This is a genomic window from Halorubellus litoreus, assembly GCF_037081675.1.
In the GTDB taxonomy this organism is placed as follows: Archaea; Halobacteriota; Halobacteria; order Halobacteriales; family Natrialbaceae; genus Halorubellus; species Halorubellus litoreus.
The window spans coordinates 467,089-491,792 of the sequence record NZ_JAZAQL010000001.1; the positions used below are offsets into that span (position 1 = coordinate 467,089).

Sequence of the window (24,704 nt, forward strand, 5' to 3'; positions counted from 1 at the left end):
TTTTCGCCCGACAGAGCGCCGAAGCGGCCGTCCGAACTTCGAACAGTTGAGAACTGTTAAATAGCTTGATGACATTTACCTAGGCATGTCAGAGGCGCAATCCGTGACCGGCAAACAGGGCATCGCACGCGAACTTACCGCATTCCAGCACAACATCCTCGTCATCCTCGGGAAGGAACCGATGTACGGGCTCGCCATCAAGCGAGAACTCGAGGACTACTACGGGACCGAGGTCAACCACGGCCGCCTGTACCCGAACCTCGACGAACTCGTCGGCATGGGCCTCGTCGAGAAGTCCGAGCTCGACAAGCGCACGAACCAGTACGAGCTCACCGACGACGGCTACGCCGCCGTCATGGACCAGATCGAGTGGTCGCTCTCGAAGCTCGTCACCGACGACGAGCGCGCCGAGGAGCTCCGCGACCTCGTCGACGAACAACAGTAAGCGTTCGCAGACGACCGACAGGCACCTCGACCGCGCGAGCGGTCACCAATCGGGCACTCGTTCTTTCGCAGCGTCGAACGCGTAGCGCACGCTCTCGCGCAGGACCGCGGTCCCCTCGTCGTCCAGCCACGCGTTCCGCGGGACGTACTCGGTCTCGAACTCGCGGAGTTCCGTCGCGGTCAGGTCCTCGATGGGTTTCGCGTAGTGGTTCCCGGCGAAGTCAGCGAGCACGCTCGCGTTCGCCGCGTGCACGTCGCCGTGATTCTCGCGGACTGCTTCGACGAGCGCGCGGTTGTGGTCGTCGACGTCCTGCCAGTCGTCGGGGTCGCCCGCGCCCGACAGCGACACCTCGACCGCGCGGTTCGTGTCGTCGATGCGGTCGGGGCGGATGGTGCCGTCGTCGAGCCATTCGTCGGGATGGAGAACGAGCGTCTCGCCGGTGTCGTCCTCGCGGACGCGCGCCGTGAATCCGTGTTCGGCGAGCGTCTCCTCGCGGTCCGTGCGGTACGCCGCGGCCTCGCCCTCGTCGACCGCCTCGCGCGCGAGCCGCGTCAGGCGTTCCGCGTGGTCGACGACTGACCCGGGAAGCTCCTCGTCTTCGACGTGCTCGGGTTCGGCCGTGGCGTCCTCGGCGATTGCGGGCTCGGCCGTGGCGTCCTCGGCGCTCGCGGCCTCCTCGGTCTCGCGTCGGTCTCGCGTCGGAGTTTGGTCCTCAGGCATTGTCGAGTGCGTCGTTCGCTAGTTCGTCGGCGCGGTCGTTTATCTCCCGCGGAACGTGCGATATCGTCCAGTCGTCGAACGCGCGGAGGAGTTCGTGAACGCGGACGCGGTACTCGCGGAGGTCCGGGTCGTTGACGCCGTACTCCCCGGTCACCTGCTTCACGATGAGTTCGGAGTCGCCGCGGATCTGGACCTCGTCGTACCCGTAGTCGCGCGCGGCTTCGAGGACGGCGACGAGCGCCTCGTACTCGGCCTGGTTGTTCGTCGCGCGCCCGATGGTGTCGCTGCCTTCGGCGACGATACCGGCGTCGGTGACGATGACCCACCCGACGCTCGCTGGACCGGGGTTGCCGCGGCACGCGCCGTCGAAGTACAGGTGCGCGCGACCGCCCTCGTCGTCGCGGACGACGGCTTCGATGTCTCGTGGGTTCGAGCCTTGCACGACGAGTTTGTCGTCGTACGCGACGGCGGTGGCGTCGCCGTGGTGCGCCCGATAGTGCTCGTGCTCGGTGTTACCTTCCTCGATGGTCGCTCCGGCGTCGGCGAGCGCCTCGCGGGCGGCGTCGACGTCGCACTCGATGACCGGCATTGACCCTTGGTCACCCGTTCTCAGTGATAACGGTTCTGATTCCGTTCCAATGTCAGTCGAATTAAAACCGGCGCCGTCTTCCGATTCGGCTGCTCCCCTGTCAAATTCTGTCGTTCAGGAGCGGTCAGATACCGGCCGAAGCTTTAAGTTAGCTGGAACTACTACTATAAAAGTGCGATGACACGGTCCACCCGCCAGCGGGAGCGAGACCTCGAGGCCGACGAGTCGGAGGAGCAGGAAGGGGTTCGGGAGTGCCCCGAGTGCGAATCCGACAACCTGGTCAAGAGTTCGGACAGGGGAGAACTCGTCTGCGACGACTGCGGGCTCGTCGTCGAGGAGGAGCAGATCGACCCCGGTCCGGAGTGGCGCGCGTTCAACCATCAAGAGCGACAGGAGAAGTCCAGGGTCGGCGCCCCGACCACGCAGACGATGCACGACAAGGGGCTCACGACCACCATCGACTGGAAGGACAAGGACGCCTACGGGCGCTCGATCTCCTCGAAGAAACGCAGCCAGATGCATCGGCTGCGCAAGTGGCAGGAGCGCATCCGGACGAAGGACGCGGGCGAACGCAACCTCCAGTTCGCGCTCAGCGAGATCGACCGGATGGCGAGCGCGCTCGGCGTCCCACGGTCGGTCCGGGAAGTCGCGTCCGTCATCTATCGACGCGCACTCAAGGAGGACCTCATCCGCGGGCGCTCCATCGAGGGCGTCGCCACCTCGGCGCTCTACGCCGCCTGCCGGAAGGAGGGGATTCCGCGCAGTCTCGAGGAGATCAGCGAGGTATCGCGCGTCGAACGCAAGGAGATCGGGCGGACGTACCGCTACATCAGCCAGGAGCTCGGCCTGGAGATGAAGCCCGTCGACCCGAAGAAGTACGTCCCGCGGTTCTGCTCGGAACTCGAACTATCCGAGGAGGTACAGACGAAGGCGAACGAGATCATCGAGACGACCGCGGAGAAGGGGTTGCTTTCGGGGAAGTCGCCGACCGGCTACGCCGCCGCAGCGATCTACGCCGCGAGCCTGCTCTGTAACGAGAAGAAGACCCAGCGCGAGGTTGCCGACGTCGCGCAGGTCACCGAGGTCACGATCCGGAACCGCTACCAGGAGCAGATCGAAGCGATGGGCATCCACAGCTAGCCCGTCACCTGCAGTCCCGAGCCCACTTCTTTCGCAGTCTCGCCCCGCGAGCGACTGTGGAGTACCCACGTCGCGAGCGTACCGGATGCGAACGCACTTCCATCCGCGCGAAGATGTACGGAACGAACGCATGAACGACGACGAGACCGATCCGGAACCGTGGCTGCCGCTCCCGGTCATCGCGGTGTTGGTGCTCGCGAGCATCGTCGCGGGCGCCGTCGGATTCGTCGCGCTCGTCGACTCGCCCGCGGCGGCGATGGCGGCACTGCGCGACCCGGTGTTCTACGTGTTCCTCGCCGTCGGCGGTGGCACCGCAGTCGCAGCCCTGTTCGCGCAGAATCGGTGAGGGTGCTGCGACCCAACGCCTTACGGTCCCGCGCCGTGGACGTGTGGGCATGTCGTACGATATCGAGCGGTATCTGAACGTGCGGTCGGCGAGCGGGGCGTCGTTCGGCCCCGAGGGCGACCGGTTGTCGTTCCTGATGGATACGACGGGGACGTCGCAGGTGTGGACGATGGACGCGCCGAAGGAGTGGCCGGTTCAGCGGACGTTCTACGAGGAGCGCGTGACGTTCGCGTCCTGGTCGCCCGAGCGCGACGAACTGGCGTTCGGGATGGACGAGGGCGGGAACGAGCGCGCGCAACTCTACCGGCTCAGTGGCGACGGGAGCGAGGTGGTGAACCTCACGGGGCGTCCGGACGCGAAGCACCGGTGGGGCGGGTGGAGTCACGACGGCGAGCGGTTCGCGTTCACGTCGAACCGGCGCGACGAGAGCGTGTTCGACGTGTACGTGCAGGGCCGCGACGAGACGGGGAACGAGGCCGAACTCGTGCACGAGGGCGACGGCTGGTTGACGCCCGCGGGCTGGTCGCCGAGCGACGACCGGTTGCTCGTCCACGAGGCGTACTCGAACGTCGACCAGGACGTGTACGTGCTCGACCTCGAGACCGGCGACTTCGAGTGCATCACGCCCCACGAGGACGAGATACGCTTCTCCAGTCCGTCGTTCGGGCCCAACGGCGATGCGGTGTACTGCTGTACGGGCGACGGGAGCGACACGCTGTACCTCGCGCGCATCGACCTCGACACGCTGGAGCGCGAGGTCGTCGAGGACGGCGGCGACTGGAACGTCGACGGCGTCAGCGTCGACCACGAGTCCGGGCGGTTCGCGTTCTCGCGGAACGTCGACGGCTACACCGACCTCACCGTCGCCGAGTTCACTGGGCCGACGGAGTACGACGCGTTCCCGAGCCCGGATCTCCCCGGCGGCATCGCCGGCGGCGTCTCCTGGGGGCCGGACGCCGAGCAGTACGCCATCACGGCGACGGGTGCGGCCGTGAACACGAACGTGTACGTCGTCGAGACCGAGACGGGCGACACCGAGCGGTGGACGTACGCCGCGACCGCAGGCATCCCCGAGGACTCCTTCAGGGAGCCAGAGCTCGTGCACGTCGAGAGCTTCGACGGCGTGGAGGTCCCCGGATTTCTGACGCTCCCCGAGGACGCCGCGGACGGTGACGCCGCGTCCGGCGACGGCGACACGCCGGTCGTCGTGAGCATCCACGGCGGCCCGGAGAGCCAGCGGCGCCCGTCGTTCAACCCGGTGAAGCAGTACTTCCTGAATCGCGGGTACGCGTACTTCGAGCCGAACGTCCGCGGGTCCACGGGGTACGGCGAGACCTACACGCGGCTGGACGACGTCGAGAAGCGGATGGATTCGGTCGCGGACGTGAAGGCGTGCGTCGAGTGGCTCCACGACCACCCGGCGGTCGACCCGGACCGCATCGCGTGCATGGGCGGGTCCTACGGCGGGTTCATGGTGCTCGCGTGCATGACCGAGTACCCCGACCTGTGGGCGGCGGGCGTCGACGTCGTCGGCATCGCGAACTTCGTCTCGTTCCTCGAGAACACCGGCGAGTGGCGGCGGAAGCTCCGCGAGGCCGAGTACGGGAGCCTCGAGCACGACCGCGAGTTCCTGGAGTCCATCAGCCCGATCAACAACGTCGAGTCCATCGCGGCGCCGCTGTTCGTGCTCCACGGCGAGAACGACCCGCGCGTCCCCGTCGGCGAAGCCGAACAGATCGCCGAAGGGGTTCGCGAGCAGGGCGTCCCCGTCCGAAAATTGATATTCGACGACGAGGGACACGGGTTCAGCAAGCTCGAGAACCGCGTGGAGGCGTACTCGGCGGTCGCGGACTTCCTCGACGAACACGTGTAGGCCGCTGAACCCGGTGTAGGAATCCGCTCTGGCGTTCTACGTCTCCTTCCGCCCTCTTCGGCACGGAACCAACCATTATGGTTGGGAAGCTGGCACTATTTCGCGTATGTTGAACCTCCGAAGTTACCTGTTGGACGTCAGGTCTGCGTTCGACACCTACTGGTGGCTCCCGACGCTCGCCCTCCCCATCGCCTTCTTCGCCATCCCCGTCTACCTCTACGCGAGCAAGGCGTTCGGGACGACGTTCGCGCAGATGCTGCTGTCGTGGTACGCTATCGTCGGTTCGGGCATCGTCATCGCCGCCGCGCTCGGCCACCTGCTCTGGTCGCGGGTCGCCGGAAACGACGACGACCATCCCGTTCCGTGACGCCGGTCCCACCGGTTCGTCCGCCCAGTGCACGCCACGGAACCGACGTCGAGTGAGAAAATTTACAATACCTGATAGTCGTTGGCGAGACATGGCCCCCGCCATACGAACAGAGAACCTGACGAAGCGATTCGGCAGCCTCACGGCCGTCGACGCGCTCGACCTGCACGTCGAGGAAGGCGAGATATTCGGGTTCCTCGGCCCGAACGGCGCCGGGAAGTCCACGACGATCAACGTCCTCTTGGACTTCCTCCGGCCGACCGAAGGTCGTGCGGAGGTCCTCGGGTACGACACGCACAGCGACCCGATCGCCATCCGGCAGCGCACGGGCGTCCTCCCGGAGGGATTCTCCGTCTACGACCGCCTGACGGCGATGGAGCACGTCGAGTACGCCATCGAGACGAAGCGCGCCAGCGACGCCCCTCGCGACCTCCTCTCTCGCGTCCACCTCCAGGAGGAGGCGTGGGAGCGCAAGGCCGGCGAGTTCTCGAAGGGGATGACCCAGCGCCTCGCGCTCGCGATGGCGCTCGTCGACGACCCCGACCTCCTCATCCTCGACGAACCCTCCTCGGGACTGGACCCGACGGGCATCCAGGAGATGCGCGACATCATCCGCGAGGAGGCCGACCGCGGCACGACCGTGTTCTTCTCCAGTCACCAGCTCCCGCAGGTCGAAGCGGTCTGCGACCGCGTCGGCATCATGCGCGACGGCTCGATGGCCGCGGTCGACACCATCGACAACCTCCGCGACGACGTCGGCGGTGCGACCACCATCGAACTCGAGGTCGACCCGATGCCGGACGCGGACGCGCTCGACCTCCCCGCCGTCGACGGCGTCGAGCACGCGACCGGACGCGGGGACGCCATCGAGGTGACGTGTAGCGACCCGCGAGCGAAGGTCGACGTCGTGAAGCGCGTCGACGCGGAGACGACGGTCACGGACATCGTGAGCGACGAGACCGACCTCGAGGAGCTGTTCAACCAGTACACGTCCGGCGACGCCGTGGAACGCGACGACCGCGAGCAGGAGGCGGAGGTGACCGCCTGATGGAGAACCTCACCGCGATCGCACGCCGGGACTTCCTGGACGCCCGCCGGTCGAAGCTCGTCTGGGGCGTCTTCAGTCTCTACGGTATCATCGCGCTCCTCATCTTCGTCGGCCCGACGCTCGTCGCCGACAACGTCGAGTCGTTCGGTATCATCAGTATCGTCTCCTCGGTCGGCCTGTTCCTCCTGCCGTTCATCGCGCTCGTCGCGGGCTACCTCGCGATCGCCGGTGAACGAGAGAGCGGGACCGTGAACTTCCTACTCGGGCTCCCGAACACCCGCAAGGAGGTCGTGCTCGCGAAGTTCCTCTCGCGCGGTGGCCTGATGCTCGCCGCGACGATGCTCGTGTTCCTCATCGGCGTCGTCGTCGCCGCCACCCAGTACGCCGACCCCCAGCTCGTGCTGTTCGCGCCGACGCTCGCGTTCACCGCACTCCTCGTGCTCGTCATGGTCTCGGTCGCGGTCGGCATCTCCGCAATGACGGGGTCGCGGTCGAGCGCGATGGCTGGCGCCGTCGGGTTCTACTTCGTCACCATCCCGTTCAACCTCATCCCCACCATCTCCATCCCCGGCCTCATCCGGTACGTCACGAACGACCTCCTCGGGATGGCACTGGAGGGCGACATCTTCCAGTTCATCCAGGCTGCGATATCGCCCGCGATGGCGTACCAGCAGGGACTGAACGTCGTCACCACTCGGCTGTACTTCGACCGCTTCGAGTCGAACCTTCCGCCGGAAGCCCAGGAGCAGGCGCTCGCGCGACTCAACGACCAGGCGTGGTACCTCGCGCCCGAGGTCATGGTCGCCATCATGCTCGTCTGGCTCGTCGTCCCCCTCGCGCTCGGCTACTGGCGGTTCAAGGACGCGGAACTCGGGTGACGGTCCTCGGACTCGTCGCCGGAGTCGTGCTCGCCCCCACCTGAACCCTCGAAAGGCATGCTTCTCTCGGCGGTAACGGAGTGAAAGGAACTATCGGTGGCGCGTCAGATGACGCCGGTCTTCCGTGCGACCTCGCGCGCCGCGTCCTCGTTCATGCCGTCGCCGAGGATGGTGTAGCGGTCGCGGATCGCGTGACAGGTCGTGAGCGACTCGATGACGACCCCGGGGTCGATGCCGAGTTCGTCCGCGGTCGTCGGTGCGTCGATGGCGGCGAGCGCGTCGCGGATGTCCCGCCAGATGCCGCGGTCGCCACCGTGGAGGTACGCGGTCATGATGGAGCCGACGCCGACCTGATGGCCGTGGAGCGCGGCGTTCGGCGCGAGCCGGTCGAGCTGGTGACTGAACAGGTGCTCGGCGCCCGACGCGGGACGGGACGACCCGGCGATACTCATCGCGACGCCCGAGGACATCAACGCCTTCGTGACGACCCACGCGGACTCTTCGAGGCCCGGGCGGACCATGCTGGCGTTGTCGACGAGGATCTCCGCGGTCATCTCGCTGAGCGCGGCGGCGTACTCGCTGTACTCGACGTCCTGGAGGCGGTTCGCGAGCCGCCAGTCCATCACGGCGGTGTAGTTCGAGATGATGTCCGCACAGCCCGCGGTCGTCAGGTCCCACGGCGCGTTCGCGAGCACGCCCGTGTCGGCGACGACCGCGAGCGGCGGGTCCGCCGCGACGGAATGGCGCGTGTCGCCTTCCGGAATCGAGGAGCGCCCGGAGACGATGCCGTCGTGACTCGCCGCCGTCGGGACGCTCACGAAGCCCTTGTCGCAGTGGTCGCTCGCCATCTTCGCGATGTCGATTGGTTTCCCGCCGCCGACGCCGACGACGTACCCGATGTCGTCGTTCCCGGCGGCTTCCGCGACCTCCTCGACGGTCTCGAAGCTCGCTTTCTCGACGGTGACGACCTCGGGGTCGATGCCGCGTTCCTCGTACTGCGCGACGATGGGTGCGGCGGCGACGTCGCGCGGCGTCGGACTCGTGACGATGAGCGGTCGGCCCGTCAGGTGGATGTCGTCAACGACCTCGACGGTCTGGGAGAGCACGTCGTGGCCCACGACGACGTTCCGCGGGAGTCGAATCCACGTCGACTTGTCGAACATACCCGCAACGACGCCCGTAGCGCGGAGAAACCTTTCGCCTCGACGACCCGCGCTCGCGGCGCGTCGCGCGGCCTCGAGCACGCGCGAGTTCCCACTCGATGGGTTCGAGACCAGTGATTAAGGCGGACGGTCGTGTACGCGAGGAACGAATGGCACAGCACGAAGAGCGGTCGCCGTCGGCGAGTCTCGGGTTGCTGGACGCGACGATGGTCGGGATGGGCGCGATGATCGGCGCAGGCATCTTCGTCCTCACGGGCCTGGCGGCGGACATCGCGGGCCCCGCAGCGATCCTCGTGTTCGGACTGAACGGCGTCGTCACGTCGTTCACGGCGCTGTCGTACGCCGAACTCGCGTCCGCGATACCGAAGAGCGGCGGCGGCTACGCGTTCGTCGAGGAGGTGTTCAGGGACTCGATCGCGTTCCAGATGGGGTGGATGCTCTGGTTCGCGTACATGATCGCCGGGGCGCTGTACGCGCTCGGGTTCGCGGGGAACTTCCTCGAGTTCGTGCACTTCTACTGGGAGGGGCTGCCGTCGGGCGCGCTCCTCGGCCCGGTCACCTGGAAGGTCCTGTACGCTATCGGGCTCGTCGGGTTCCTCGTCGTCCTGAACGCGGTGTCGACCGCCGCCAGCGGCGGCGCGGAGACCGTCGTGACGATAGTCAAGATCGTCATCCTCGTCGTGTTCTCGGCGTACGGCGCGAACGCGGTGGACCTCGCGGAGTTCGACCCGTTCTTCACGAACGGGACGGTGAACGCGATACTGCCGGCGATGGGGTTGACGTTCATCGCGTTCGAGGGGTACGACCTCATCGCGACCGTCACCGAGGAGGTGAAGAACCCGCGGAAGAACATCCCGCGAGCGATCTTCCTGTCGCTCGCGGCGACGATCGTCATCTACCTCGTCGTCGTCCTCGTCGCTATCGGGACGCTCGGCGCGGGCGGCCTCGCCGGCGCCGGGGAGCGCGGTATCGCGGAGGCGGCGAAGGGCTTCATGCCGGCTGACATCCCGATACTGCAGAACGGCGCCTCGGTCATCGCGTTCGGCGCGGTGTTCTCGACGGTGTCGGCGCTGAACGCGGTCGTGCTCGCCTCCAGTCGGGTGGCGTTCGCGATGGGACGCGACCGGTTGCTGCCCGCGGGAATCGGCCGCATCCATCATCGCTTCGGGACGCCGCTGATCGCGGTGGTGGCGAGCGCGGTCGTGATGCTCGTCTCCGTCGCGTTCGTCCCGATCCGGCAGGTCGGGTCGCTCTCGAGCCTGTTCTTCCTGCTGTCGTTCGTCGTCGTGAACGCGAGCGTCATCAAACTCCGGCGGGAGCGCCCGGACATGCGTCGGCCCTACGAGATGCCGTTCTATCCGCTGCCGGCGGTCGCGGGCATCGTCGGGAACCTCGTCCTCGGGTACTACCTCGTCACGGCGAACCTGACGACGGCGGGGCTCGCGTTCGGGTGGCTCGTCCTCGGCGGGGTCGCGTACGTCGCGCTCGGCCGCGTCGGCCTGCGGCGCGAACCGGCCGGTGGCGCGAGCGAGGGCATCGACGTCGATACCGGTGGTGGGTCCGACGCCGCGGGCGACGCGGACGCCGGGAGCGCGGGCGACGAGTCCGGTGTCGGTGCGAGCACGCGCGGGGAGGCGACCGCGCATCGGTCGCTCGACCACGTCGACGCTGACGCCGAACTCGCGACGCGGGACGCCGCCGGCTACGACCGGACGGACGCGGGCGACTCGCGTGGTTCCGACGAGGTGGGAACCGACCCGGAACGTGAAGGCGATGGCGAGTCGAGGGGTGAACGATGACGAACGGACCGCTGCGCGTGGTCGTCGTGGGGAGTGGCCCGGTCGCGCTCCGCGCGATAAAGCAACTGGACGACCACGGGCACGACGTCGTGGTGGTGGAGCGAGACCCGGAGCAACTCGCGGAGCTCGAGGCGGCGTACGTCGCGACGGCGATCGAGGGCGACGCGACGCGACCGAGCGTGCTCGCGCAGGCGGACGTGGAGCGCGCGGACGTCGTCGCGGCGCTCACGGACACGATGGGGACGAACGTCGCGGTGTGTACGACCGCGAAGCGAATCGACCCGGGGACGCGGACGATACTCCGGTCGACGTACCCGGATATCGAGGAGTTCGCGCCGTACGCCGATCAGGTGGTGTTCCCGGAGCGCGCCGGCGGCCGCGTCGCCGTCACCGCCATCGAGGAGGACTTCGGGGCGCTCACGGGCCTCTCTGGTGACCTGGAGGTGTACGAGCTACGCGTCGCCGAGGACGCGCCGGTCGCGGGGAAGCGACTGTCGAGCGTGTCGCTGCCCCAGGGGAGTCTCGTCGTGAGCGACGAGAACGGCGACACGGTCGCGAGCGCCGACACCGTCCTCCAAGCGGGCCACACGTACGTCGTCGCCGTCGAGGGCCGGGTCGCGGACGAAGTGATGAACCTCTTCCGCGGGTGACGATGCCGGACGCTCCGAGCGACGACGCGGCGAGTGCGCCAGAGTGCGAGCACGACCCGGCTGTCGCGTACGAGGTCGGGTTCGGGTTCGCTGACGGCGTCGACGGCGTCGAGGACGTCGATTCGGCGTGCGCGATGCGCGCCACCGTCCACGAGGTGCCCGTCGGGAGCGCTGACGCCGACGCCGTCGGCTGCGCGGACGAATCCTGCGAGCACTACCACGAGCACGTCGCGGCGGACCTGCGCGCGACCGCGGCACGCCACAGCGGGAACGTCGGCGCGGACGGGTCGTGTCGCGTCGACCGCGACGCCGGGACTGACTTCGACGCCGGGACTGACCGCGACGCCGGAACTGACCGCGACGCCGGGACTGACCGCGACGCCGGTTAGCGGCTCGCGCTCGACCCGAAGGCCGTGCCCGTCGATGCGGTCGTCGCGACGAACACACCGATACGTGCCCGGCGACCGATTCCTTATACCGTTCGCGGCGCACTCACCGGTATGGTCGAGGTCCTCCTCCTGGTCGGCGTCGCGGTGGCTGTCTTCGTCGGGTTCAACATCGGCGGGTCGACGACGGGGCCGGCGTTCGGCCCGGCCGTCGGCGCGAACGCCATCTCGAAGACGGTCGCCGCCGCCCTCATGTCCGGGTTCTTCTTCGTCGGCGCGTGGACGCTCGGGCGGCGCGTCGTCGCGACGCTCGGCGAGGAACTCGTCACCGACCCGGGCGTGTTCACGATCGAATCCAGTATCGTCGTCCTGTTCTTCATCGGCGGCGCGCTCTTCGTCGGGAACTACTTCGGCGTGCCGGCGTCCACGTCGATGACCGCGGTCGGCGCCATCGCGGGCCTCGGCGTCGCCAGCGGCGCACTCGACTGGACGGTCATGGGCGAGATCGCGGTCTGGTGGATCGTCGCGCCCGTCATCGGGTTCTGGACGTCCGCGGTCATCGGTCGGTACTGGTACCCGCGCATCGACGCGTGGGTCGACATCGAGAGCACGCCCGGCGCGCTGTTCGAGGTGAACCGCGACGGCCTGATTCCGCGACCGGCCGCCGGCCCGAACACGACGCGGCGCGAACTCACCGGCGGCGTCGTCGTCGTCGCCATCGGATGCCTGATGGGGTTCTCCTCGGGGACGTCGAACATCGCGAACGCCATCGCGCCGCTCGTCGGCGCGGGCGTCGACCTGAACATGATGATACTCCTCGGCGGCGTCGCGGTCGCGGTCGGCGCGTTCACCATCGCCCGCCGGACGCTCGACACGCTCGGGAACGACATCACGGACCTCCCGTTGACCGCCGCGATCGTCGTCGCCATGGTCTCCTCGACGATCGTCGTCGGCCTCTCCGCGATCGGCATCCCGGCGTCGTTCGTCATCATCGCGACGACGTCCATCGTCGGCCTCGGCTGGGGGCGCGCCACCCGGACCGCGACGGTGTCCGGGGCGGTGTCGGGCGAGGAGTCGCCGGCCGTGTCCGTCGGCGCGCTCGCCGCGGACAACCCCGACGACGAGCCGCCAGCGATCGGCGAGGAGTCCAGCGAGGACATTCCCTCCGCCGCGGACCTCTTCGACCCCGAGACCACGGGTCGCGTGCTCGCGATGCAGAACGTCGTCCCGGTCCTCGCGACCGCCGGCGCGTACGCGACCTTCCTCCTCCTCTACGCCGTCTGGTGGTAACCGCGGTCCCGCTACGGGCCGACCACTCGCGAGCGCTCAGAGCGTGTCGAGGACGTCGAGCAGCGTCTCCTCGCGCTCGCGTCCGGGGTCCTCGTCGCTGCCGTCGCGGTCGGTCGCGAGGTGGTCGTCGACGCTGCGCTGCATCGCTTCGCGGAGCGGCGTGGCCTCCCAGCCGAGCGCGGCGAGCTTCTTGGTGTCGAGGACGTGCGGGTAGTCCCGGTAGAGGACGTAGTCGTCCGTGGAGAGGTCCGCGATGGAGAGCTCGCGTTCGCTCGCGTGCACGACCTCGACGTCGCCGGCGTCCTCGGGTGCGCTCTCGGGGGCGTCGGCGGCGTCGCCGAGGCAGTCCGCGATGAGGTCGACCATCTCCTCGAGCGTCACGAGGCGGCGGTCGCCGACGTTGTACGCGTGGCCCGCGCTGCCTTCCTCGGCGACGACGCGGAGTGCGCTCGCGACGTCCTCGACGTACGCGCGATGCCAGACGTTCGTCCCGTCACCGGGGACGACGACGCGCTCGTAGTTCGCGACGCGGTCGATCCAGTAGTCGAGTCGCTCCGTGTAGTCGTCGGGCCCGTACACGATACAGGGTCGGACCGCCATCGCGCGCAGCCCGCGTTCCTCGGCGGCGGCGAACACCGCACGGTCGCCCTCGGCCTTCCGGTTCCCGTACGTCTCACCGCTCTCGTCGACCGCCTGGTCGCCCGTGCACGATTCGAGCGCGGTCGCCTCGTCGCGCCCCTGGAGCGCGCCCTCCCGCTTCGGAATCTCCTCCTCGCCGTACGCCGCGCCCGAGGACACGTACACGTACGCGTCGGCGTCGTCGAACACGCGCGTCGCCGTCCGGACCTCCCGGGGCTGGTACGCGACCATGTCGAAGACCGCGTCGTACGCGCTCTCCCGGGCCGCCGTCGCGAGGTCCGCGTCGTCCGTCCGGTCGCCCTCGACGTGCGTGACGCGGTCGTCGTCCGCGAACGGGTTCTCGTGGTTCCCGCGGTTGAATATCGTGACGTCGTAGTCGTGCGCGAGCAGGTCCGCGACGAGGTGTCGCCCGATGAATCGCGTCCCGCCGATGACGAATGCGCTGTCCATGCCAGTAGCGACTCGACGCCGCGAAAAGAGCGTGGCGTTCGCGGTACCAGCGTTCGGCCACCAGCAAAAAATACTCAAGTAACCGAGGCGTCGGTCGGGATATGTCGCCCTCCACTGACAGCGGCTGCCCGAAGTGTGGCCACACGGACGCGATCACGGACAACATCTCGACCACCGGCGGTGGCCTCTCGAAGATGTTCGACATCCAGTCGAAGAACTTCGACGTCATCTCGTGCGCGAACTGCGGGTACTCCGAGCTCTACCGTTCGGACCGCCGGAGCGGGAGCGACATCGCGGACATCTTCTTCGGATAGATGGCCGCCGTCGGCTTCGCGTTCCTCTTCGTCCTGTTCGCGCTCGTCCTCCCGCTCGCACTCTACTGGTTCGTGAAAGGCGAGGACCCCGACCCGAGCGAGACGACGTCCTGGAACGACGCCCGCGACCGGGCGAGCAGCGACACGTTCGGCGGCGGTCGACGGGACCGCGACGGGCGTGACGGAGACGACCGCGAAGACCGCGGGTCGCGCGGGTCCGACGACGACCGCGGCGTCGACGGCAACCACTGGAACTGACCGCGGCAGTCAGTCGTCGCTGCTCGCGTACCCCTGCGCACTCCCGGCGTTGTCCGCGGTGGCGCTCGCGGGCGGGCTGTCGCGGACGTCGAAGCCCTCGCGCTCGCTGAGCACCTTCTCGTACGCGTCGGGGAGGACCTTCGCGAACGCGGCGAGCGCAGCCTCCCAGTTCTCCAGCAACGCGGCGGCGCGCTCGCTCCCGGTGTACGCGTGGTGGTTCTCGACGAGGCGCCGGAGGACGGTCGCGTCGCGCTCGTCGAGGTCGTGCTCGACGTGCACCATCCCCTCGTTCACGCGGTCCTCGAACGCGACCGCGGGCGCGTCGACGTCGTCGAAGAACGCGCTCTCGTCGAGGACGTACGCGAGCCCGCCGCTCATCCCGGCGGCGAAGTTCGCGCCGGTGTCGCCGAGGACCGCGACGACGCCACCGGTCATGTACTCGCAGCCGTGGTCGCCGACGCCCTCGACGACCGCGTGCGCGCCGGAGTTCCGGACCGCGAACCGCTCGCCGGCGCGCCCGTTCACGTACGCCTCGCCGTCGGTCGCGCCGTAGAGCGCGACGTTCCCGGCGACGACGTTCTCCGTCGGCTCGAATCCGGCGCGGTCGGGCGTGTCGACGACGACGCGCCCGCCGCTGAGACCCTTGCCGACGTAGTCGTTCGCGCCGCCGCGCAGGTGGAGCGCGACGCCCGAGGCGAGGAACGCCCCGAAGGACTGCCCGGCGGTCCCCTCCAGGTCGACGGTGAGCGTGCCCGCGGGCAGGCCGGCCTCGCCGTACCGGCTCGTGACCTCGTGACTGAGCGTCGCACCGACCGCGCGGTCCGTGTTCGAGATGTCGGCGGAGACGCCGACCGGCTGTCGGTCCTCGACCGCTTCGCGCGCCTCGTCGAGGACGTCCCAGTCGAGTTGGGCGTCGACCTCGTGGGTCTGCTCGCGGACCTTCGTGTGCGGGCCGTCGCCGACCTCGGCGAGGACGCCAGAGAGGTCGAGCTTGCTCGCGCGCTCGTGGGCGACGTCGCGCTGCTCGAGGCAGTCGACGCGCCCGATCATGTCCTCGACCGTCGAGAAGCCGAGTTCGGCCATGTACTCGCGGAGGTCCTGCGCGAGGAACGTCATGTAGTTGATGACGTGCTCGGGCTCGCCCGGGAAGCGCTTCCGGAGGTCCTCGCGCTGGGTCGCGACGCCCACGGGGCAGGTGTTCTTGTGGCACTGGCGCGCCATCACGCACCCCGAGGAGACGAGGCTCGCGGTCCCGAACACGTACTCCTCGCCACCGAGGAGCGCGGCGACCGCGACGTCGCGACCGGTCTTCATGCCGCCGTCGACGGTGACGCGGATGCGGTCCCGGAGGCCAGTCCTGCGGAGGGTCTGCACGGCCTCGGCGAGCCCGAGCTCCCACGGCAGGCCCGCGTGCTTGATGCTCGTCTTCGGGCTCGCACCCGTCCCGCCCGAGTGCCCCGAGATGTGGACGACGTCCGCGTTCGCCTTCGCCACGCCCGCCGCGACCGTCCCGATGCCCGCCTCGGACACGAGCTTCACGTTGATGTCCGCGTCGGGACTCGCCGCCTTCAGGTCGTGGATGAGCTGTTTGAGGTCCTCGATGCTGTAGATGTCGTGCAGTGGCGGCGGCGAGATGAGGCCCACACCGGGCGTGGACTTCCGGACGTGCGCGATCATCTCGTTCACCTTCTCACCCGGCAGATGGCCGCCCTCGCCGGGCTTGGAGCCCTGGGCCATCTTGATCTGGATCTCGTCCGCGTTCGAGAGGTACGTCGACGTGACGCCGAAGCGCCCGGACGCGACCTGCTTGACGTTGCACTCCTTCTCCGTGTCGAAGCGCTCCGGGGGTTCACCGCCCTCGCCCGTGTTCGCCTTCCCGCCGATGCGGTTCATCGCCACCGCGTTGTTCTCGTGCGCCTCCGGGCTGAGGCTCCCGAGACTCATCGCGGCCGTCGAGAACCGCTCGACGATCTCGTGCACCGGCTGGACGTCCTCGACGGGGATGGACTCGCGCGAGTCCGTGTCGAAGTCGAGCAGGCCCCGGAGCGTCTCGGGAGCCTCCTCGTCGGGGGTGTCGTTCGTCGCGCTCGCGAAGTTCTGGTACTCCTCGTAGTCACCCGTCCGCACGGAGCGCTGGAGCGCGCCGACCGTCTCGGGGTTCCACGAGTGCCGGCGCCCGCCGTTCCGGTGCTCGAACTCGCCCTGCCGTTCGAGTTCGACGTCGTCGCCGAACGCGAACGCGTGGCGCTTCGCGACGTCCGCGCCGACATCGTCGACGCCGATACCGCCCGTTCGGTTCTCCGTGCCCTCGAAGTACTCGTCGACGAACTCGGGAGCGAGGCCGACGGCCTCGAACACCTGCGCGCCCTGGTAGGACTCCACCGTGGAGATACCCATCTTCGCCATGATCTTCAGCAGGCCCCCTTCGAGCGCCTCGCGGTACGCCGCGCACGCCCTCGCGGTGTTCGCGCCGTCGCTCCCCGCGGTCAGGTCCGCGAGCGTCTCGTACGCGAGGTACGGGCAGACCGCGTCCGCGCCGTACCCGACGAGCGTCGCGTGCTGGTGGACGGTGCGCGGGTCCGCGGAGTCGACGACCAGGCCCGCGCGGTTCCGCGCGCCGGTGCGGACGAGGTGATGGTGGACGCCACCGGTCGCGAGGAGGCTCGGAACGGCCGCGCGCTCCGGCCCGCTCGCGCGGTCCGAGAGCACGACCACGTCCGCGCCGTCCTCGATGACCGCGAACGCGTCCTCGCGGACCGCCTCCACTGCCTCCTCGAGCGTCGCGTCGTCGGGGTCGTACGTCGTGTCGACCACGGCCGACTCGAGGCCGTTCGCGTCGGCGCTCCCGTCGAGCGCGCGGATGGCGTCGACCTCGGAGAGCGAGAGCACGGGCGAGTCGGCGACGAGCTGGCGGGCGTGCGCGGGCGTCTCGTCGAGGAGGTTCCGCTGGAACCCCATCCGGGTCTCCAGGCTCGTCACGCGCTCCTCGCGGATGTAGTCCAGCGGCGGGTTCGTCACCTGCGCGAACAGCTGCTTGAAGTACGACGCGAGCGGGCGGTCGTGGTCCGAGAGCACCGACAGCGGCGTGTCGTCGCCCATCGAGCCGACGGGGTCCTTGCCCTTCTGACTCATCGGCTCGACGAGGTTGTCGATCTCGTCGTGCGTGTACCCGAACGCCGCCTGCTGCGCGCGGAGGTCGTCGACCGCGTCCACGATACCGCCGCCGTCCGCGTCGACCTCGCGCTCGTCCTCGACGTCGACGTCGCGCTCGGCGTCCAGTTCGTCGCCCTCGTCGGTGACGTCGTCGAGCGCGACCTGTTCGTCGGCGACCCACTCGCCGTACTTCGAGTCGGTGAGGTCGTCGAACACCTCGTCGTCCGTGAGTACACCCTGTTCGGGGTCGGCGACGAAACACTGGCCGGGTTCGAGGCGGCCGCGTTCCTCGACCTCGCTCTCGTCGACGTCGAGCGCGCCCGCCTCGCTCGCCATCACGAGCCGGCCGTCGGTCGTCACGTCGTACCGGCACGGCCGGAGGCCGTTCCGGTCGAGGACCGCGCCGACGCGCTCGCCGTCGGTCGCGGCGACGAGCGCCGGGCCGTCCCACGGCTCGACGAGGCTCGCGTGGTAGTCGTAGAACTCGCGGCGCTCGGCGCTCATCGCGTCGTCGCCGCGCCACGCCTCCGGGACGAGCGTCCGGAGCGCGTGCGGGAGGTCGCGGCCGGACTCGAGGAGGAGTTCGAGCGTGTTGTCGATGCTCGCGGTGTCGGACTGCTCGGGGTCGTCGATGACCGGGCGGACGTCGGCGACGTCGAACGCGTCCGCTTCCATCTCGGTCTCGCGAGCACGCATCCAGTTGACGTTCCCGCGGAGCGTGTTGAACTCGCCGTTGTGGATGATGTTCCGATAGGGGTGCGCGAGGTGCCAGGCGCCGAGCGTGTTCGTCGAGAAGCGCTCGTGCACCATCACGAACGTCGACCGGATGCGTTCGTCGGTGAGGTCCTGGTAGTACGACCGGACCTGTTCGCCCTTCAGCAGTCCCTTGTAGACGAGCGTCTGTCGGTCGAGCGAGCACACGTAGAACCGTTCGGCGTCCGCGTCGTCGACGTCGGGATGGGAGAAGTCGGGCGCGTCCTCGGCGGACTGGCCGGAGGTATCGGCGTCGTCGGCAGTCGGATGGGCGACGCCGTCGACGCGATGCTCGATGCGCTTCCGGGCGACGAACAGGTCGGTGTCGAAGGCGTCTCGGTCCTGGCCGTCGGCGGGCGCGACCGCGACCTGCCAGACGTCCGGTTCGGCGTCGCGCGCGGTCGCGCCGAGGTCGCTCGCGTCCGTCGGCACGTCCCGCCATTCGAGGACGTCGACGCCGCGAGCGTCGAGTTCCGCCGTGACGAGGTCCTGGAGTGCCTCGCGTGCAGCAGCGTCCTGCGGGAAGTACAGCGACCCGACGGCGTACACGTCGGGGAGGTCAGTGTCGAGGACGCCGTCGAAGAACGCGTCGGGCCGGCGGAGGAGGATGCCGGCGCCGTCGCCGGTGTCGGGTTCCGCGCCGGTGGTGCCGCGGTGTTCGAGGTTCACGAGGAGGTCGAGGCCGTCGCTGACGACGTCGTGACTGGGTTCGGCGTCGAAGTCCATGACGACGCCGACCCCGCAGTTCGCACGCGCATCCGTGGGGTCCGCGAGGCCGCTCGTTCGCTGAGAGTCCATCGTATCGCCCAGTCCGGGGTCTCCGGACTGGTCGTGTGGCTGAGTCATGCTACGTCCTCCCACAAGCACCTACAAGAGGCTACTCCTGAATCACTAAGGGTCTCTTAATCCCCCACTAGGAGATATAAGGGATTCGGCGCCGATTCCCATACAGGAAGCAGTCTCGAGGGGCGCCATACGTTCACAAACCATCTTCGAGAAATCCTGGACGAACGGTCGGAGAAAATATTATTCCGCGCTCCCCAGGCCTGTAACTTCCTCGGCGCGAGCGGAGGCTTGCCGACCCGTCGACGCACCCCGAAGAACGACCGCCCGAGTCAGTTCACGTGAAACTCGAAACGCGCGCCGCCCTGCTCGCTCGCCGCGACCGCCGGCTCCCAGCCGTGCGCTCGCGCGATCCGTGACACGATACCGAGCCCGAGCCCCGTCCCGTCGTCGCTCGTCGAGTACCCCGCCTCGAACACCTGGTCGCGCTCCCCGGACGGGATACCGACGCCGTCGTCCGCGACGAAGAACCCATCGGCGTCCGCGAGCGCATCCACCACCACGGTCACGCCTTCGTGTCCACCGTCCGTCTCGCCCGACACCGCCCCATCCACCTCGCGCTCGGGCATCGCGTGCTCCTGCGCGTTCCGGAACAGGTTCTCGAACACCTGCAGGAGCCGGTCGCGGTCCGCCGCCACCACGCCCGGCTCCCGAACCACGAGCGACGACGTGGACGCACTCACGCTCGCCCACGCCTCCCGCGCGACCGCCGCAACCTCGACGTCCGTCGTTTCGTCCACGTCCTCGCCCTCGCGAGCGAGCGTCAACACCTCCTCGATGATCGACTCCATGCGCTCGAACGCGTACTCCACGTCCTCGGCCGTCTCCGGATCGCCCGTCTCCTTGTACAGCTCGAACGACCCACGGCCGAGACTCAACGGGTTCCGGAGGTCGTGCGCGACCACGCTCGCGAACTCGTCCAACCGCTCGTTCTGGCGCTCCAACGCCTCGCGCTGCGCGTGGAGCTGCTCGCGCTGACGCGCTTGCTGGATCGCCGCCGCCGTGTTCTCCGCGAGAATCTCCGCGAACCGCCGGTCCGAATCGTCGAACTGGTCGCCGAACTTCCCGAGCGACAACACGCCGAACTCGCCGATCGGGACGTACATCGCGAACGCGAACACGTCCCGGTCGTAGGGGTCGTCCGGCCCGATCTCGTCGACGACCGTCGTCCCGTTCCGGAACGCACGCCCGTGCGGCGAATCGTCCACCGGGTACGGCGGCCGAGAATCGATATCGTCGACGCGCCCCCCGAACGTCACGTGCCGCAGCACGTCCTCCTCCGCGTCGAACTCGCGGACCGCCGTCCCCGGGAACCCGAGCACGTCGTTCGCCGCCTCCCCGCAGAGCTCGTACGCCTCCGCCGGCGAATCCGCCGTCATCAACCCGCGGGTCGCGTCGTGCAACGCCTCGACGGTCTCGTCGTACCGCTCGCTCGTCCCCAGGTCCGTCAACGACCACACGAACCCCCGCGTCTCACCGTCCCGCTGGAACGGCGTCACCGTCGCCTCGTAGAGATACCACGACCCCTCCCCGGCGCGTCGAGCGCGCGCCTCGAACGTCACCTCCGACACGGACTCCGCCGACAGCGACGCCGCCGCGTCCTGGTACGCCTCGAACGTCCGGCTCGCGAGCAACCCCTCCTCGACGAGGTCGCGGAGATGCTCGCCGACGAGGTCGTCGAAGTCCCGCCCGAACAGGACCGAGCACCGGTCGTTCCCCAGGGAGACGCGACCGCCGCGCGTCACGACGAACACGGCACCGGGGAACGACTCCAGGACGGAGGACGTCGTATCGTCGAACATGAAAACGAACCAGTAATCGTCCGACACTTTCGGCCGCTGCGATAAGAGCGTATCGGCAGATTCGAGCCTCGAAAAGCGACCACGAGCGCGCCCCGTCGACCCGTCACCAACGGTCGAACCGCCCGTTTGGGCGGGTACACCCGGCGTAAGACGGCTCAGTACGTCTTCGCGAAGTACGCGACCTCGGTCGCGTCCTCACCGCACATCGTGCACTCGTCGCCCTCGACCGCGACTTCCTCACCACCCTCGACGGCCGCCTCCGGCGCCTCGCCGTCCTCCAAGGGCAGCATCGCGATCTCCGCGGCGACCTTCTCCTTGATGACCTCCTCGCACGCCTCGTCACCGCACCACGGCGTCTTCACGAACCCACCGTGCTGGCCGATGGTCCCCATGATCTCCTCGGGCTCGGTGGCGGTTCGGACGTTCTCCGCGAGGTTCTCCGCGGCCTTCGCGTACAGCTCGTCGAACACGGTGTCGAGCTGGTCGTCGACCTCGTCGACGAGCTCGGTCCGGTCGAGCTCGCGCTTCGTGTTCTGGTTGTCCGACCGACGGACCGCGGTGACGACCTCGTCCTCGACCTCGTTCGGGCCGATCTCGATGCGGAGCGGGACGCCCTTGAGCTCCCACTCGTTGAACTTGAACCCGGGGTTGCGCTGGTCGCGGTCGTCGAGGTGCACGCGCACGTCGCCCGCCTCTTCGAGTTCCGCCGCGACCTCGGTCGCGTACTGGAGGACGTCGTCCTTCGTGTCCTCCTGCCAGATGGGGACGATGACGACCTGCTCGGGCGCCACAGCGGGCGGGAGCACGAGCCCCTGGTCGTCGCTGTGGGTCATGATGAGCGCACCGAGTGCGCGCCAGGACAGCCCCCACGACGTCGTCCACGCCGTCCGCTCCTCCTCGTCCTCGTCCGTGTACGTCACGTCGTACGCCTCCGCGAACGACTGGCCGAGCGCGTGACTCGTCCCACCCTGCACGGACTTCCCATCGGGCATGAGCGCCTCGACGGTCGTCGTCATGTCCGCGCCCGGGAACTTGTCGTGCTCGGGCTTCTTCCCGCGGAGCACCGGGATGGCGAGCACGTCCTCGTACAGGCGCTCGTACTGGCCGAGACGCATCATGACCTCGTCGAGCGCGCCGTCCTCGGTCGCGTGCGCCGTGTGGCCCTCCTGCCAGAGGAACTCCTTCGTCCGGAAGAACGGCTTCGTCTCCGTCGCCTCCCACCGGATCACCGAACACCACTGGTTGAGCCGCATCGGGAGGTCGCGGTGACTGCGCGTCCACTCGCTCATGAACGGCGTGATGATGGACTCGCTCGTCGGCCGGACCGCGAGGCGCTCCTCGAGTTCCTCGTACCCGCCGTGGGTGACCCACGCGACCTCCGGGTCGAACCCTTCGACGATGTCCGCCTCGCGCTCGAGGAACGACTCCGGGATGAGTACGGGGAAGTACGCGTTCCGCGCACCGGTCTCCTTGAACCAGCCGTCGAGGTGATTCTGGAGGCGCTCCCAGAGCTCGTAGCCGCGCGGGCGGGTGACGATGAAGCCACCCATCGGCGCGTAGTCCGCGAGTTTCGCCTTCTGGACGACCTCCGCGTACCACTCGCCCGTGTTGTGGTTCTTGCTCTCCGTGATACCGAGTTCCTGCTCGCCACTCATTACGCCAGTCGACGCCCACCGCGACCATAAGGGCATTGAAGCCCGCGGCGCGCTGTGGTACGCGGCCGGTCCCGCTCAGTCGTCGTCGAGGTCGACGCCCGATCCGTCCGCGTCGAGGTCGACGCCGACCGCGACGTCGTGCTCGAGCATCTCGTCGCCGTCCGCGTCGAAGTAGAACACGCCGCGGATGGTGTCGCCATCGAGGACGTGCGGCAGCCATAGCTCGTCGTCCTCCCACATCTCGTCGTAGGGGACGTCCTCGCGAGCGCGCCACTCCGGGAACGCCTCCGGCGTCTCCTCGGGACTCCCGGTGACCGAGTGCGCGACGTAGACGTGACAGCAGAAGACGTGCTCGCGGCCGAAGTAGAAGTCGAACTCGCCGCGCTTCGCGAGGTCCGCGACCTCGACGCCAGTCTCCTCCTTCGTCTCGCGCGCCGCCGCCTCGCGCGGGGTCTCGCCGGCCTCCACCTTCCCACCGGGGCCGTTGTAGAGGTCCGCGCCGAGCCCGCGGCGCTTCCGTATCATGAGGAGTTCGTCGTCGGCCGCGAGCGGGAGCGACCCGCGGAGGGGATAGCAGATGGTCGCGTCGTCGCGCTCGCCCGCGAACGCGTCGCTCGGCACGCCGTCGGCGACGTCCACGTCCGCGTGCTCGGTCCACACACCCACCGCCTCGGGTCCAGCGTCGGGCGACCCCTCGTCCATACCCGGAGATGAGCACGCGGGCACAATCAAGCGTTCGGACGCGACCGCGCTGTCAGTCGTCCTCAGCGGTCGCGAGCCGCGATTCGAGGACGTCCCGGAGGATGGTGCGGTGACAGCGCTTCTTCTCGGTGTTCTCGAAGCACACGAGCGCGACGTCCTCGCCGTCGCGGACGCGCTCGGCGAGCGACTCCAGTGCCACCGCGGCGTCCGCGTCCGACTCCAGGTGCGTCCGATACCGCTCGGCGAAGTCCACGTCGAGCCACGCCTCGTTGTGCGCCTCCCGCTCGCAGACGCCGCGCATCTCGAAGTCCTCCTGCAGCTGTTTCGTCTCGTCGAGGAGGCCGGATGGCGGGGCGAGCGCCGGTTCGTTCTCGTCGACGCTCCCCGAGAACCACCGCGTCGGCCGCCGCACGACGCCGACGCGCGTCGCATCGCCGACGTCGGCGAGGTCGTGCTGGAGCGCCGCGACGTACGTGTCGAGCACCCGGCCAGGTGCGTCGGATTCGTCGGTCACGCCCGAATCGTCGGTCACAGGTCGAGCGACGAACGCGACCCACTAAGTCACTCGGTCGTCGTCGGGACCGCCACGGTGCGTTCCATCGTCCCCGACCCCCAGTCGAGGACGACCACCTGCTCGTTCACGCTCGGCACCAGGCCGACCGACCGCGTCACCGTCCTCGTCTCGCCCGCCGCGACCTCGACGCGGAGTTCGCCCTGATCCGAGACGGCGCGCGAGCCGAGTTCCGCGAGGAACTCGCCGTCGCCCTCGCCGACGTTCGCGACCGTGAACGACACCGCGACCTCGTCGCCGTCCGCGCGCGCCGGCACCTGGAACGGCCGCACCTCGAACGCGGGAGGGTTCCTCAGCGAGGGGACCAGCGAGTTCGTGAGCGGAAACACCGGAGTTTCGACCGCGCCGACCCACGCCAGCGCCACCGCCTCGGGGTCGACGTCGAGCGGAAGCGAGAACGCGAGGTGGACGCCGTCGGTGAACGGCTGGACGGTCTCGGAGACCGGCTCGATAGCGGCGTCGTCGACGCGGAGCTCGCAGGCGTCTCGCGCCGCCTGCTGTGGGTCGTCGCCGGACACCTCGAGTTCGACGACGACGTACTGGCGGTCGGCCTCCGCGCTGACGCTCGGGTGCGTGCCCGCGAGGAGCGTGACGATGGCGCGCGACGTCCGCGCCGACGCCAGCCGGACCGACCGACCGTCGACGTCCGCGCGTCTCGCGGGAGCCGCATCCCCCTCATCGGTGCCGTCTTGCGTCGTCGCGTTCGTCGTCGTCGACCGCGTCCCGGTGGGCTCGGTCGTGCCGCCGCCACCGTCGGTCGCGTCGAGACAGCCCGCCGTCGCGGCGAGCGCCGGCAGGACGGCAGCGACGACGGCACGGCGAGAGACGCGTTTCATGCCAGTACAAGCGGCCACGGCCGGTAAGTGTCTT

22 protein-coding genes and 1 pseudogene are annotated in these 24,704 nt (G+C 68.9%); 13 read left to right on the forward strand and 10 right to left on the reverse strand.

The window, feature by feature from the left end; genetic code table 11:
- Positions 1 to 85: 85 nt before the first annotated feature.
- Positions 86 to 445, forward strand: a complete 360-nt coding sequence (locus VYJ16_RS02410) for a PadR family transcriptional regulator (RefSeq protein ID WP_227131914.1) — start codon at positions 86 to 88, stop codon at positions 443 to 445.
- A 42-nt stretch (positions 446 to 487) separates the two neighbouring features.
- On the opposite strand, the gene VYJ16_RS02415 is transcribed toward VYJ16_RS02410, so the two are convergent.
- Positions 488 to 1,165: a DUF7108 domain-containing protein gene (locus VYJ16_RS02415; RefSeq protein WP_336348724.1), complete on the reverse strand. Its 678-nt coding sequence runs from the start codon at positions 1,163 to 1,165 to the stop codon at positions 488 to 490.
- Positions 1,158 to 1,754: a ribonuclease HI gene (rnhA, locus tag VYJ16_RS02420; RefSeq protein WP_336348725.1), complete on the reverse strand. Its 597-nt coding sequence runs from the start codon at positions 1,752 to 1,754 to the stop codon at positions 1,158 to 1,160. The genes VYJ16_RS02415 and rnhA overlap by 8 nt, the downstream gene beginning before the upstream one ends.
- A gap of 177 nt (positions 1,755 to 1,931) precedes the next feature.
- Between rnhA and VYJ16_RS02425 the strand changes: the two genes are divergently transcribed.
- The 6 genes from VYJ16_RS02425 (at position 1,932) to VYJ16_RS02450 (ending at position 7,406) form a co-directional block, all read left to right on the forward strand.
- Positions 1,932 to 2,894 (forward strand): transcription initiation factor IIB, encoded by a 963-nt coding sequence (locus VYJ16_RS02425; RefSeq protein WP_166040059.1) that lies wholly within the window; start codon positions 1,932 to 1,934, stop codon positions 2,892 to 2,894.
- Between the two features lie 85 nt (positions 2,895 to 2,979).
- On the forward strand, positions 2,980 to 3,240 hold the full coding sequence (locus VYJ16_RS02430; protein WP_336348726.1) for a hypothetical protein: 261 nt from the start codon (positions 2,980 to 2,982) through the stop codon (positions 3,238 to 3,240).
- Positions 3,241 to 3,289: 49 nt separating this feature from the next.
- Positions 3,290 to 5,113 (forward strand): S9 family peptidase, encoded by a 1,824-nt coding sequence (locus VYJ16_RS02435; RefSeq protein WP_336348727.1) that lies wholly within the window; start codon positions 3,290 to 3,292, stop codon positions 5,111 to 5,113.
- Between the two features lie 106 nt (positions 5,114 to 5,219).
- Positions 5,220 to 5,480, forward strand: a complete 261-nt coding sequence (locus tag VYJ16_RS02440) for a hypothetical protein (protein ID WP_336348728.1) — start codon at positions 5,220 to 5,222, stop codon at positions 5,478 to 5,480.
- Positions 5,481 to 5,571: 91 nt separating this feature from the next.
- Complete coding sequence (locus VYJ16_RS02445) at positions 5,572 to 6,528, forward strand: ABC transporter ATP-binding protein (protein ID WP_336348729.1); 957 nt, start codon at positions 5,572 to 5,574, stop codon at positions 6,526 to 6,528.
- Complete coding sequence (locus VYJ16_RS02450; RefSeq protein WP_336348730.1) at positions 6,528 to 7,406, forward strand: ABC transporter permease; 879 nt, start codon at positions 6,528 to 6,530, stop codon at positions 7,404 to 7,406. Before VYJ16_RS02445 ends, VYJ16_RS02450 begins: the two co-directional genes overlap by 1 nt.
- A gap of 104 nt (positions 7,407 to 7,510) precedes the next feature.
- Here the strand turns inward: VYJ16_RS02450 and VYJ16_RS02455 are convergent, their stop codons facing one another.
- Complete coding sequence (locus tag VYJ16_RS02455) at positions 7,511 to 8,569, reverse strand: NAD(P)-dependent glycerol-1-phosphate dehydrogenase (protein WP_336348731.1); 1,059 nt, start codon at positions 8,567 to 8,569, stop codon at positions 7,511 to 7,513.
- Between the two features lie 149 nt (positions 8,570 to 8,718).
- Here VYJ16_RS02455 and VYJ16_RS02460 point away from each other — a divergent pair.
- The 4 genes and pseudogenes from VYJ16_RS02460 to VYJ16_RS02475 form a co-directional block, all read left to right on the forward strand.
- A pseudogene (locus tag VYJ16_RS02460) lies at positions 8,719 to 10,092 on the forward strand (APC family permease); the annotation flags it as partial.
- Between the two features lie 272 nt (positions 10,093 to 10,364).
- Positions 10,365 to 11,018 carry a potassium channel family protein gene (locus VYJ16_RS02465; protein ID WP_336348733.1) on the forward strand — a complete coding sequence of 218 codons (654 nt, stop codon included), beginning with the start codon at positions 10,365 to 10,367 and terminating at the stop codon, positions 11,016 to 11,018.
- A gap of 2 nt (positions 11,019 to 11,020) precedes the next feature.
- A complete protein-coding gene (locus tag VYJ16_RS02470; protein WP_336348734.1) occupies positions 11,021 to 11,407 on the forward strand; it encodes a hypothetical protein in 387 nt (128 codons plus the stop codon).
- Positions 11,408 to 11,518: 111 nt separating this feature from the next.
- The gene (locus tag VYJ16_RS02475; protein ID WP_336348735.1) at positions 11,519 to 12,694 is read left to right on the forward strand and encodes an inorganic phosphate transporter; all 1,176 of its coding nucleotides are present in this window, start codon (positions 11,519 to 11,521) and stop codon (positions 12,692 to 12,694) included.
- Between the two features lie 36 nt (positions 12,695 to 12,730).
- Here the strand turns inward: VYJ16_RS02475 and VYJ16_RS02480 are convergent, their stop codons facing one another.
- Positions 12,731 to 13,783: an NAD-dependent epimerase/dehydratase family protein gene (locus VYJ16_RS02480; protein ID WP_336348736.1), complete on the reverse strand. Its 1,053-nt coding sequence runs from the start codon at positions 13,781 to 13,783 to the stop codon at positions 12,731 to 12,733.
- 101 nt (positions 13,784 to 13,884) lie between these two features.
- Here VYJ16_RS02480 and VYJ16_RS02485 point away from each other — a divergent pair, with 101 nt between their 5' ends.
- Both VYJ16_RS02485 and VYJ16_RS02490 read left to right on the forward strand, forming a co-directional pair.
- Positions 13,885 to 14,097, forward strand: coding sequence for a zinc ribbon domain-containing protein (locus tag VYJ16_RS02485; RefSeq protein ID WP_336348737.1), 213 nt, complete (start codon positions 13,885 to 13,887; stop codon positions 14,095 to 14,097).
- Positions 14,098 to 14,355 carry a DUF8143 family protein gene (locus VYJ16_RS02490; protein WP_336348738.1) on the forward strand — a complete coding sequence of 86 codons (258 nt, stop codon included), beginning with the start codon at positions 14,098 to 14,100 and terminating at the stop codon, positions 14,353 to 14,355.
- Between the two features lie 9 nt (positions 14,356 to 14,364).
- Here VYJ16_RS02490 and gltB read toward each other — a convergent pair whose 3' ends face one another.
- The 6 genes from gltB to VYJ16_RS02520 all read right to left on the reverse strand — a co-directional run bounded on the left by gltB (position 14,365) and on the right by VYJ16_RS02520 (position 24,670).
- Positions 14,365 to 19,107, reverse strand: coding sequence for a glutamate synthase large subunit (gene gltB, locus VYJ16_RS02495; protein ID WP_379761782.1), 4,743 nt, complete (start codon positions 19,105 to 19,107; stop codon positions 14,365 to 14,367).
- Between the two features lie 269 nt (positions 19,108 to 19,376).
- A complete protein-coding gene (locus VYJ16_RS02500) occupies positions 19,377 to 20,906 on the reverse strand; it encodes an ATP-binding protein (protein WP_336348739.1) in 1,530 nt (509 codons plus the stop codon).
- A gap of 155 nt (positions 20,907 to 21,061) precedes the next feature.
- Positions 21,062 to 22,561 carry a proline--tRNA ligase gene (proS, locus tag VYJ16_RS02505; protein ID WP_336348740.1) on the reverse strand — a complete coding sequence of 500 codons (1,500 nt, stop codon included), beginning with the start codon at positions 22,559 to 22,561 and terminating at the stop codon, positions 21,062 to 21,064.
- 75 nt (positions 22,562 to 22,636) lie between these two features.
- On the reverse strand, positions 22,637 to 23,263 hold the full coding sequence (locus VYJ16_RS02510; RefSeq protein WP_336348741.1) for an 8-oxo-dGTP diphosphatase: 627 nt from the start codon (positions 23,261 to 23,263) through the stop codon (positions 22,637 to 22,639).
- A gap of 52 nt (positions 23,264 to 23,315) precedes the next feature.
- The gene (locus VYJ16_RS02515) at positions 23,316 to 23,795 is read right to left on the reverse strand and encodes a DUF488 domain-containing protein (RefSeq protein ID WP_336348742.1); all 480 of its coding nucleotides are present in this window, start codon (positions 23,793 to 23,795) and stop codon (positions 23,316 to 23,318) included.
- 29 nt (positions 23,796 to 23,824) lie between these two features.
- The gene (locus VYJ16_RS02520) at positions 23,825 to 24,670 is read right to left on the reverse strand and encodes a hypothetical protein (protein ID WP_336348743.1); all 846 of its coding nucleotides are present in this window, start codon (positions 24,668 to 24,670) and stop codon (positions 23,825 to 23,827) included.
- Positions 24,671 to 24,704 lie beyond the last annotated feature (34 nt).